Here is a 10,554-nt window from a genome sequence, read left to right as displayed (position 1 = left end):
AGAGGCGCTAGCTGTATTCGCTACTTTGACGATAGGAAAACTCATGGGAATCTGTCGTGAATACTCGATGGGAATAGTCTGTTTACTGACAATAACAGGGAGCATTTACAGCGGCATCATCAGTGCTGCACCTCGCTCGAACATTCTCAACGCCAGTCAAATCGTAATGCCAAAAACGCTACCCACGCTTTCCGGCCCTAGCACACCGCCGATAACCGCGAATGTGCCGGAACGATTGAGCATCAATATCGCGGTTGCGCGGGCCGTTGCCTGGCACCCCGACATCCGAGAGACCATCGGGCGACTCCGCGAACAGTCGGAAGCGGTTGATGTTGCGCGAGCGCAATACTACCCGCAGGTGAATGGCGGCATCAATAATGGGTTCACTAACCGCTACGGTAACAACGGATTTAGTCCGTCACTGGTATTATCGATTTCTCAAATGCTGTATGACTTCGGTAAAACGGACAGCCAGGTACGCGCCGCCAACGCTGGCGTAGCACAGGAACAAGCCAATGTACTGGTGAGCATTGATACGGTAGCACACGAAACCGCGTCGGCGTTGGTCCAGGTACAGGGCTACCAAAAACTCGCGGCGATTGCCAGAGAACAACTGACGGCCCTTGAGGGCATTAGCGAATTGGCGCGTCGACGTAGCGACGAAGGCGCTAGCTCGCAATCTGATGTGGTACAGAGTGATGTCCGTATCGAAGGCGCTCGCTCGGCATTAATCCAATATCAGGCCAACCTCGATCGCTGGCGAGCAACGCTTGCCGCCCTGCTAGGGTGGGATCGTATCACACAGGTGACCGATGACTTCCCCAATGCGCTAACGCACGCGTGCAACATCGGCGAACCGGACGACCAACTCATTCCCGCTGTACTTGCGGCGTATGCCAGGGCGAATCAGGCTCAGGCGCAATTAGATGAAGCGAATGCTCGCCTGCGCCCAACGATTACCTTCAAACCGGAAGTTAACCATTATCTCAACGACCGTTATGCGAATAGCGCAACGTTGGACCGTACGCAATATGCAGCCTGGGTGAACGTCGAAATGCCTATCTATCAAGGCGGTAGACTAACCGCTGGTCGTAACGCTGCCGCCTATGCTCTCGAGGCGGCAAATGCCGCTATACAAACCGCGCGCCTGGAGACACGTCAGCAACTAACGGCATCGCAGAACGAGGCCCGAAATCTGGCGCGTACCTTACAAATTCAGGTTCGCCAGCAGGAACTGGGTAAACGGACGCGCGTGCTATATCAGCAACAGTATCTGGAACTCGGCACGCGATCGCTGCTTGACGTGTTGAACGCTGAACAGGAAGTGTTTCAGGCACGTTTTATCGAGCAGCAAACCCTGACGCAACTGCGCCAGTTACAGCTTGATTGCCTGTATAGCACCGGCGGCATGCGCAGTGCCTTCGGGTTGAATAACCAGACCATCCAGGCCGTGGAGATCCAGCCATGAGTCTAACGATAGAACAAGATAAATCCACAGAGCGTGGCGATGATACAACGATGCTGACGCACTGGGCATCCGCCGTTGCCTATGTCGCCAATCATTATCGCCTGTCCTTTTCACCGGGCGCATTGCAGGCCAGTGCCCGGTGGCTGGAGCAGAGCCCCCTCCCTCAGGCGTTACGTCATCTGGCGCGTCAAGCCGGGTTGACGGCGCGGATATGCAACGATCGCGACATGTCGGTATGGCATCTGCCGTTGGCTATCCAACTGATGGATGGTCAGATCGGCGTGATCGAAAGCTTTGATGGCAAAGACAGCGTAAGCCTGTGTTTTATGGCAGACGGTCAGCAACTCAGTCAACATGCATTGAGCAAACTTCTGCCGGAAATCCGTCATGTGGTCGCGCTACGACCAGCTTCGGAAGTAAAAGACAGCCGCGCCGATCGCTATGTCAGCGCCTATCGCCCGGATTGGTTATGGCGACTGGTACTGTGCGATATCAAGCCTTACGGCTATGTCATGCTGGCCTCGCTGCTCGTCAATGTCCTCTCCTTGGCTGGGATCCTATTTTCTATGCAGGTATATGACCGCGTAATCCCCGCGCAGTCTTATCCCACGCTATATGTTTTATCGATAGGCGTACTAATCGCAGTGATATTCGCTTTCCTGCTACGTCTGGCTCGCGCGTACATCACGGATATCCTCGGTAAACGGGCAGATATCCGAGTCTCCGACCGGGTATTCAACCATGCGCTACGCTTGCGCAACAGCGCGATTCCTCGCTCCACGGGGAGTTTCATTTCCCAACTGCGTGAGCTGGAGCAGATTCGAGAGATGGTGACGTCCACGACGGTGTCGGCGGTCGTCGATATGCCCTTCTTCCTGCTTTTTTTATTCGTTCTCGCCATCATCGCGCCAGCGCTGGCGTGGATCGCGCCCGTAGCCGCGGTGCTAATGATCCTGCCCGGCCTGCTAATGCAGAAAAAGCTGGCACGACTGGCACGCCAAGCGACGCAGGAAAATACGCTGCGCAACGCGGTGCTGGTGGAAAGCGTACAGGGATTAGAAGACATCAAGCTGATGCAGGCGGAAAACCGTTTTTTACAGCAGTGGAATCACTACATCAATATTAGCGCCGAATCTGGCGTGCGTACACGCAAGCTCACCCAGTGGCTAATCAGTTGGGGCGTGAGCGTGCAAAGCATGGTGTACGCTCTTGTCGTCATGGTCGGCGCGCCACTGGCAATCGACGGCGAGATGACGACAGGGGCCATCGTCGCGGCCTCACTGCTGTCCTCACGCATGATTGCGCCAATGGCCGCGCTCTGCGGCGTACTGGCGCGCTGGCAGCAGGTAAAAGCGGCAAAAGAAGGGCTTGATAGCATCATGCAACTGCCAGTGGAAAATGGTCAGGATGAAAATAAAGTCCATTGCGATGTGCTATATGGTCACTACCGATTTCAGAATGCCGCGTTCCGCCATCACAGTGAGGATGGCGCTATCGCCCTGAGAGTGGCGAAGCTGGAAATTCGTCCCGGCGAACGTGTGGCGGTGCTCGGTCGCAATGGCGCCGGAAAATCGACTCTGCTACAGGCGATGGCGGGCGGTGTAACGCTGGCGGAAGGCGAGTTACGACTCGATGACCTCAGCATCGCCCATATCGATATGGCGGATATACGGCGTAACGTTGCCCTGATCACCCAGAACGCCCGTCTATTTTACGGCACGCTACGCGAGAATCTAACGCTGGGCGCGCCGCGAGCCAGCGATGCGGAAATCTTCGCCGCGCTGGCGGTATGCGGTGCCGAAACCTTCGTCAAAAGGCTGGCGTTAGGCCTGGATCACCCGGTGATGGAGGGCGGCGTAGGGCTATCCGGCGGGCAGCGCCAGTCGCTTCTACTAGCTCGTCTGCTTCTGCGCGATCCGAATATTGTGTTGTTGGATGAGCCAACGTCCTTTTTGGACGAACACACCGAGCGGGAGTTTATTCAGCGTTTTGCTCAATGGCTGGCAGGTCGCACGTTGATCGTCGCAACCCACCGTGCCGCCATGCTGGAATTGGTTGAGCGCGTGGTGGTGCTGAAAGAAGGGCAGTTAGTGATGGACGCGCCGAAAGCGCAGGCACTGAATGCCGGCCGCCAACGCGATACCGGACGCGGGGAGGGGGAGGAAAAGCATGAAAATCAATCAGCCTGATATCACACTTGACGATACGGAAAATGAGTATGGCGATGAGAGCCGCTACGTTGGCGCTAGACGCGTCACCGTTATTAGCACATTGCTGCTGCTAGCGGCAGGTTTGTGGGCGTGGTTCGGCACGCTTGATGAAGTATCCACCGGGAGCGGCAAGGTGATCCCCAGCTCGCGTGAGCAAATTTTGCAGTCGCTCGACGGTGGCATCCTGGTCGCGCTGAACGTGCGCGAAGGGACATTAGTCGAGGCCGGACAGGTCGTCGCCGAGCTCGATCCGACGCGCTCGGTATCCAACGTGGGTGAAAGTGAGGCTCGTTATCGCGCAGCGCTGGCGGCCAGCGCCCGTCTGAATGCCGAAGTCAATGATAAGCCGTTGTCTTTTCCTCCATCACTGGATACCAGGCCGGAGCTGATCGCGGCGGAAACGCAATTGTACAATACCCGTCGCGCTCAGCTTAAGGACGCAGAAACGCGGCTTAAGCAGTCGCTAGCTTTAGTGGAAAGCGAGTTAAACATCACCGAACGTTTAGTAAAAAGCGGGGCGGCAAGCCACGTTGAAGTACTACGCCTGCGCCGTCAGAAGGCGGAGCTCGATCTCAAGCTGACCGATCTGCGTTCGCAATACTATGTACAGGCACGGGAAGAATTGGCGAAGGCCAATGCCGAGGTCAATATGCTATCGGAAGTGATCCGCGGGCGGGCTGATTCGGTGGCACAACTAACGATACGCTCCCCGGTACGCGGCATTGTAAAAAATATTCAGGTCACCACTATCGGCGGCGTGATCCCGCCAAATGGGGTATTAATGGAGATTGTGCCCGTAGACGACCATCTACTGATTGAAACACGTCTGTCACCACGTGATATCGCTTTTATTCACCCGGATCAACAGGCGCTGGTGAAGATTACCGCTTATGATTACGCCATTTACGGGGGGCTGACTGGCGTGGTGGAAACTATTTCGCCCGACACGATCCAGGACGAGGTCAAACCGGAACTCTTCTATTATCGGGTGTTCATTCGGACCACTCAGGATTATTTGCAAAACGATATTGGCCAACGCTTTTCTATTGTTCCTGGCATGATCGCTACCGTAGATATTAAGACGGGTGAAAAGACCGTGATGGATTATATCCTCAAACCCTTTAATCGCGCGAAAGAGGCGTTACGCGAACGATAAAATAAGCCCGAGTGACGGCGCTACACGCCGTCACTTGTTCATTTTCCGTCACGGGGCCTCTGGTGTGGTCTCCTCTCTGGGTTATCCGTAGCGCGGCTTAGCGTTTCTGATTATATCTTAGTGATCAATGCAATTTAGCCATTTAGACACCCAAACGTCTTGATTGCCAAATTCTTAAGCTTGATATATTGTCAGGTAATATTGATTTGCCAGGGCCATGACCTACTATGAGCACCACAAGACCTTCCACTCTTCCCAACGGTACACTACTGCCCGACAGTAAATTGCCCGCGCTGGGCACCACGATTTTCACGCAAATGAGTGCACTGGCTCAGCAACATCAAGCCATCAATCTATCGCAAGGCTTCCCCGACTTTGACGGCCCGGCTTATTTGCAACAGCGGCTGGCGTATCACGTCAGTCAAGGCGCCAACCAATATGCGCCGATGACCGGCGTTGCGCCGCTACGCGAGGTCATTGCCGAAAAAACGCAGTCGCTGTACGGCTGGCGGCCGGACGCCGAGAGTGAGATTACCGTCACGGCGGGAGCCACCGAGGCGTTGTTTGCCGCGATTACCGCGCTGGTGCGCCCCGGCGACGAGGTGATTTGTTTCGACCCGAGTTATGACAGCTATGCACCCGCCGTCACGCTGGCAGGCGGCATACTCAAACGTATCGCCTTACAGCCGCCCGCATTTCGCGTGGACTGGTCTCATTTTGCCAGCCTGCTGAGCGATCGCACGCGGCTGGTGATTTTGAACACGCCGCATAATCCATCCGCCACCGCCTGGCAGACGGCGGACGTTGAGCAGCTCTGGCGAGCCATCGCCGCACATAATATTTTCGTATTGAGCGATGAAGTCTACGAGCACATCTGTTTCTCCAGCGAAGGTCACGCTAGCGTGCTGGCGCATCCCTCACTGCGCCAACGCGCGATCGCCGTCTCCTCGTTCGGGAAAACATTCCACATGACGGGCTGGAAGGTGGGCTACTGCGTTGCGCCAACGGCACTGAGCGCGGAAGTGCGTAAAGTTCACCAATATCTGACGTTTTCCGTGAACACACCCGCACAGCTCGCCATTGCCGATATGTTGCGTGAACACCCGCAACACTGGCGCGAGCTGCCCGCTTTTTATCGCGCCAAGCGCGATCGTTTCGTTGCGGCGTTAGCGGGGAGCCGTTTCAAGATTCTGCCCTGTGAAGGCACCTACTTTCTATTGGCCGACTACGGCGCGATTTCCGATGCGGACGATGTCAGTTTTTGTCGCTGGCTGACCGAGCATGTTGGCGTCGCAGCGATTCCGCTCTCCGTCTTTTGCGCCGATCCGTTCCCTCATACGCTGATTCGGCTATGCTTTGCTAAACAAGAAGCCACGTTGGATGCCGCTGCGGAGCGTTTATGTCGACTTTAACGATTTCATTATTGCAACAGCCCTTAGTCTGGCGCGATGGGGAAGCCAATCTGCGTCACTTCGATACCCTATTGGCGGAAATTAGCGGCAGGGATGTCATTATACTGCCGGAGATGTTTACCACCGGCTTTGCGATGGAAGCCGCCAAAGGCAGCCTGGAGCAGGCGGTCGTCGTGGCGTGGCTGCACCAATGGGCACAGAAAACCAATGCGCTGATCGGTGGCAGCATCGCGGTGAATTCGCCAAAAGGCGCAGTCAACCGCTTCCTATTAGTCGATCCGCACGGTGAGGTGTATCACTACGATAAGCGCCACTTGTTCCGTATGGCGGATGAGCATCACCACTATCAGGCTGGCACCGAGCGGATTGTCCTGGAATGGCGCGGCTGGCGCATTTGCCCCATGATTTGCTACGACCTGCGTTTTCCGGTCTGGTCGCGCAATCGTCAGGACTATGATCTGGCGATCTATGTCGCCAACTGGCCCGCGCCGCGTGCCAATCACTGGCAGACGCTACTGACCGCACGCGCCATTGAGAATCAGGCTTACGTTGCGGGGTGTAACCGCGTCGGTACCGACGGCAACGGTCACAGCTATCGCGGCGATAGTCTACTTATTAATCCGCAAGGAGAAATCCTGGCCTCTGCGCCTCCCAATCAACCCGCGCAACTGGATGCTACGCTGTCGCTGGAAGCGCTGCAAAGCTATCGGCAATCCTTCCCTGCCTGGCGCGATGCCGATCGCTTTACGCTATGAGCATTTTCTAACGTCGCCGTTCACGTAGCGCTATTAAACCAGCGGCGCGCCGTAGCGCTCACCACAACGTGCTTGAGCACGCTGAACAATATCGGCGCTCACCGCCGCACACCCCGGTTGTTCCGCAGGAAAATAGTCTCGCCCCAGCAGACGATATTTGTCGCGGCCTAGACGATGATACGGCAGGATTTCATAACTCACCTGCGGCAACGGTAAAATAAAATCGAGTATCGCGCTAATATCGCCCCAATTTGCATTAAACACGGGAATAAGCGGCGTGCGCACATGAATAGGCAAGTGAGGGTATGTTTGCCGCAACTGTACTAAATTGTTCAGGATGCGTTGATTGCCGCGCCGGGTAAAGCGCCGATGCAACGCATCATCCAAGCTCTTAATATCAAAATAAACCGCGTCGGTGTATTTGGCGATTTCACATAGATCAGACCAGCGCCCGTCACCACAAGTCTCCAGTAACGTATTAACTTGTCTCCTTTTCGCCTCCTTTAGTAGAGCTAGCGCAAACGCGCCCTGCATCAATGGTTCGCCACCGCTCAATGTAAGCCCCCCTCCCGATCGCCGATAAAAAATACTATCAGACTCGACGATATCTAAAACCTGATGTACCGTCATCCGTTCACCCATGCCATGTAAAGCCCGCGTGGGACAATGGGACACACATGCGAGGCAGTTGGAACAGCGGTGACGATCTACGTCTATCTCTCCGGTTGAGGTAAAGCGCAATGCCATTTCCTGACACTGAGACTCGCACAACCCGCAGGCCGTGCCTCCCAGACATTTACGCACATCGACAGCGATCTCAGGTTTACTACTCTGTGATTCGGGATTGCTACACCATTCGCAGCGTAACGGGCAGCCTTTCAGGAACACCACCGTACGTATTCCAATGCCGTCGTGCAGAGAGTAGCGCTGGGTATTGAATACCCAGCCGGTTAGCATTGCGGAATGATGTGGCATCGCGTTATTCGTTGCGCTTGACGCGAAAACGCGCCGGTTATTATTCCTCAACCTTCACCGCCTAAAACAGGTCGTGACCGGTTCGAGCGATCAAATCATCCTGTAAATCCGGCGACAGATCGGTGAAATAGGCACTATAACCAGCGATACGGACAATTAATCCACGATAACGCTCCGGATCGGCTTTAGCGGCTAACAGCGTTTCTCGGTTAATCACGTTGAACTGGACATGCCATAATTTCAGATCGCACCAAGCGCGAATTAAATCGCACAGTTTACGGGTTCCCTCCTCCCCAGCGACAATCGACGGGGTAAACTTGATATTCAGCAACCGCGCCGCTCGTTCGCTAAACTGGTAATTTTTGGTCTGATAATTAGACAGCAGTACCGCCGTCGGTCCTTTAGCATCGCATCCCTGTGAAGCGGAGGAACCATCTGATAGAGGCATCCAGGCTTTACGACCATTAGGCGTAGCGTGAACCACTTTGCCAAACGGTACATGGGAAGTGAAAGGCACCAGCCTGAGATCGAGGTGTACGCCAAGCGTTTTGGAATATTTGCGCGTGAAATCCAGGCAGACTTTATCTAACGTTTTACCAATGGCATCGGCATAAGGATCGTTATTACCATATTTAGGCGCATTAGCCAGTAGCGCACGCAACACTGGATGGTGCTCAAAATTATCTTGCAGCGCCTCTATTAGCTGCGACATGGTGATACGTCGCTCTTCGTAGACCCATTTCTTTATGGCCGCCAGCGAATCAATCACCGTCCCGTAGCCCATAAATTCGAAATAACCTAAATCTATTCCGCCTTCAATCGTCGGCTGGTGAATATCTTTGCAAGCTGCCATCGATAAGTCGTGCAGTGCCGAACCCAATGGCCAGGCAAAGTGTTGCGCACGCAAATCTATAATAACTTTTTGCTGGATAAAGGCATGGCGCAGAAAATTATTATGCTGTTTAAGGTATGCCTGCCAGAAATCGTCCCAGGTAGCGAAATCACGCGGATCGCCGGTTTCCAAACCGAGCAACTCTGCACCGTGACGCTGCATCCGACCATTGTAAAGCGTCATTTCTAAGGCTGCAGGGAAATTGATGTATGCACAGGGGCTGGTATACGTATCACGATTTGGCATTCGGCATTCTGCGCAACCCGAAACGGCATAATCATAAGCCTGAGAAAATTCAGCGCCCTTGGACAATAATAAGGGGACAACCTCTTCGTCATTAATTAACTTGGGGAAGCCGGTGCCTTCTTTAATTGTCTCCGCAATATCATGAAGAAAGTGTGCGGGAGTCCGATTATGAATCCGCGCGGCAAGATCGGGGTAATGTAACGGGAACTCACGCTTGGAGCGTAAAAACAGGTGAGATAACGCATTGGTGGCATCCATCCCTTCCGGCGTTTGCCCTCCGATGGTCACAGCTTCCCAGTGTGCATAGCCTTCATTAAACGCGCCGCCCGTCGCAGATATATACAAATCGACAAATTGCGCCATCGCGACCCACATGCAAGACAGCCATTCCAGTACCTGCTCATCGTCTAATATGCCTCGCTCTTTATCTCGTTGATAGTAAGGAAAGAGATATTGATCCATTCGACCATTGGAAATAATCGTACCGGTTTTTTGCTCTAAACGAGAAAAGAGTTGTGTAAACCATTGCGCTTGCAGTGCGTCACGAAAGTCCCGTGCGGGGTTTTCCGGTACCCATTCGCAGCGCTCGGCAATGTCTAATAATTCCAACCGGCGCTGCGGATTACGCTCTTTTTCCGCTAATGCTTTAGCAAGCTGGGCATGGCGTTTAGCCCACAGGACAATGGCGTCGGCAGCGATCACGATGGCCTGCAAAAATGGCGCTTTTTCTACGCTGTCTACGGGGTTAAATGGATCGAGTTCGGCCAGGCGTTGCTCTGCTTCCTGCCGGATACCTTTGAAGCCTCGCTGTAACACCTTTTCATAATCATGCACCCATTGGATAGATGAACGGAAGGATGAGGTTTCATTGACGATAAATCGTGACGTTTGGCGATCTTTTGGATCGTAAGTCAGGCGTAAGGTCTCTTCCGGCAAGGCATTCGATAAATGCTCATGGTACGTTTTCCCCTGCCAATAGGGAGAAATTTCCTCATGAATGACGGCACAGTCTTTTTCATCAATAGTAAAGGGTGACGCCTGCCGGAGAGGAAGCTGACTAATGGCCGCATCCAGAAAATCGCCGTCTAACTCAGGATACAGAATACCGTAACGCCCTTGCTTTCCCGCCCGCCCAACAATCAGTTGCTGGTCATCGATATAAACCGTAATGTTTTCGGCAATGTGATACATCGCCTTAGCCCAGCGGAGAATCAACATTTGCCCTTCAGTTTCGCGCATAGACTCCGTGAAATAACGGGCGCGCTCTACATCAATGCTGGGCCTTCCCTGCTGGATGTTTTCTAAAATCTTATCTGTTCTGCTTCGCTTTTTGGCCGTAGGTATCGCATTATCCTGTCTAAGGCGTGATTCCTGCGGACTTAAAATCGTTGCGCTCTGATTCATTGGCATCCTCGTAATATTTATTCAATATCAACATGT

Annotated in this window: 7 protein-coding genes; 5 read left to right on the top strand and 2 right to left on the bottom strand. The window is 53.8% G+C overall.

Annotated features, from left to right (window positions below):
- Positions 1 to 43: 43 nt before the first annotated feature.
- The 5 genes from RFN81_RS00905 (at position 44) to RFN81_RS00885 (ending at position 7,001) form a co-directional block, all read left to right on the top strand.
- Positions 44 to 1,468: a TolC family outer membrane protein gene (locus RFN81_RS00905; protein ID WP_378928880.1), complete on the top strand. Its 1,425-nt coding sequence runs from the start codon at positions 44 to 46 to the stop codon at positions 1,466 to 1,468.
- Complete coding sequence (locus RFN81_RS00900; protein WP_264497387.1) at positions 1,465 to 3,657, top strand: type I secretion system permease/ATPase; 2,193 nt, start codon at positions 1,465 to 1,467, stop codon at positions 3,655 to 3,657. The genes RFN81_RS00905 and RFN81_RS00900 overlap by 4 nt, the downstream gene beginning before the upstream one ends.
- Positions 3,638 to 4,834 (top strand): HlyD family efflux transporter periplasmic adaptor subunit, encoded by a 1,197-nt coding sequence (locus RFN81_RS00895; RefSeq protein ID WP_264497386.1) that lies wholly within the window; start codon positions 3,638 to 3,640, stop codon positions 4,832 to 4,834. Before RFN81_RS00900 ends, RFN81_RS00895 begins: the two co-directional genes overlap by 20 nt.
- 227 nt (positions 4,835 to 5,061) lie before the next feature.
- Positions 5,062 to 6,246 carry a pyridoxal phosphate-dependent aminotransferase gene (locus RFN81_RS00890; protein ID WP_264497385.1) on the top strand — a complete coding sequence of 395 codons (1,185 nt, stop codon included), beginning with the start codon at positions 5,062 to 5,064 and terminating at the stop codon, positions 6,244 to 6,246.
- Positions 6,234 to 7,001, top strand: coding sequence for an amidohydrolase (locus RFN81_RS00885; RefSeq protein WP_264497384.1), 768 nt, complete (start codon positions 6,234 to 6,236; stop codon positions 6,999 to 7,001). Before RFN81_RS00890 ends, RFN81_RS00885 begins: the two co-directional genes overlap by 13 nt.
- Positions 7,002 to 7,034: 33 nt before the next feature.
- Here RFN81_RS00885 and RFN81_RS00880 read toward each other — a convergent pair whose 3' ends face one another.
- Both RFN81_RS00880 and hpsG read right to left on the bottom strand, forming a co-directional pair.
- Complete coding sequence (locus RFN81_RS00880; RefSeq protein WP_264497383.1) at positions 7,035 to 7,976, bottom strand: glycyl-radical enzyme activating protein; 942 nt, start codon at positions 7,974 to 7,976, stop codon at positions 7,035 to 7,037.
- A gap of 61 nt (positions 7,977 to 8,037) precedes the next feature.
- Entirely contained in the window at positions 8,038 to 10,518 is a 2,481-nt protein-coding gene (gene hpsG / locus RFN81_RS00875; protein WP_264497382.1) for a (2S)-3-sulfopropanediol dehydratase, read from the bottom strand.
- Positions 10,519 to 10,554 lie beyond the last annotated feature (36 nt).

This window comes from Pectobacterium cacticida (assembly GCF_036885195.1).
Taxonomy (GTDB): Bacteria; Pseudomonadota; Gammaproteobacteria; order Enterobacterales; family Enterobacteriaceae; genus Pectobacterium; species Pectobacterium cacticida.
Note: the sequence above shows the minus strand (reverse complement) of the source record. Positions and strands in the feature narration are given on the sequence as shown.

Coding starts and splice junctions, on each gene's coding strand:
- RFN81_RS00905 (WP_378928880.1), top strand. CDS start 44: ATGGGAATCTGTCGTGAATACTCGATGGGAATAGTCTGTTTACTGACA.
- RFN81_RS00900 (WP_264497387.1), top strand. CDS start 1,465: ATGAGTCTAACGATAGAACAAGATAAATCCACAGAGCGTGGCGATGAT.
- RFN81_RS00895 (WP_264497386.1), top strand. CDS start 3,638: ATGAAAATCAATCAGCCTGATATCACACTTGACGATACGGAAAATGAG.
- RFN81_RS00890 (WP_264497385.1), top strand. CDS start 5,062: ATGAGCACCACAAGACCTTCCACTCTTCCCAACGGTACACTACTGCCC.
- RFN81_RS00885 (WP_264497384.1), top strand. CDS start 6,234: ATGTCGACTTTAACGATTTCATTATTGCAACAGCCCTTAGTCTGGCGC.
- RFN81_RS00880 (WP_264497383.1), bottom strand. CDS start 7,976: ATGCCACATCATTCCGCAATGCTAACCGGCTGGGTATTCAATACCCAG.
- hpsG (WP_264497382.1), bottom strand. CDS start 10,518: ATGAATCAGAGCGCAACGATTTTAAGTCCGCAGGAATCACGCCTTAGA.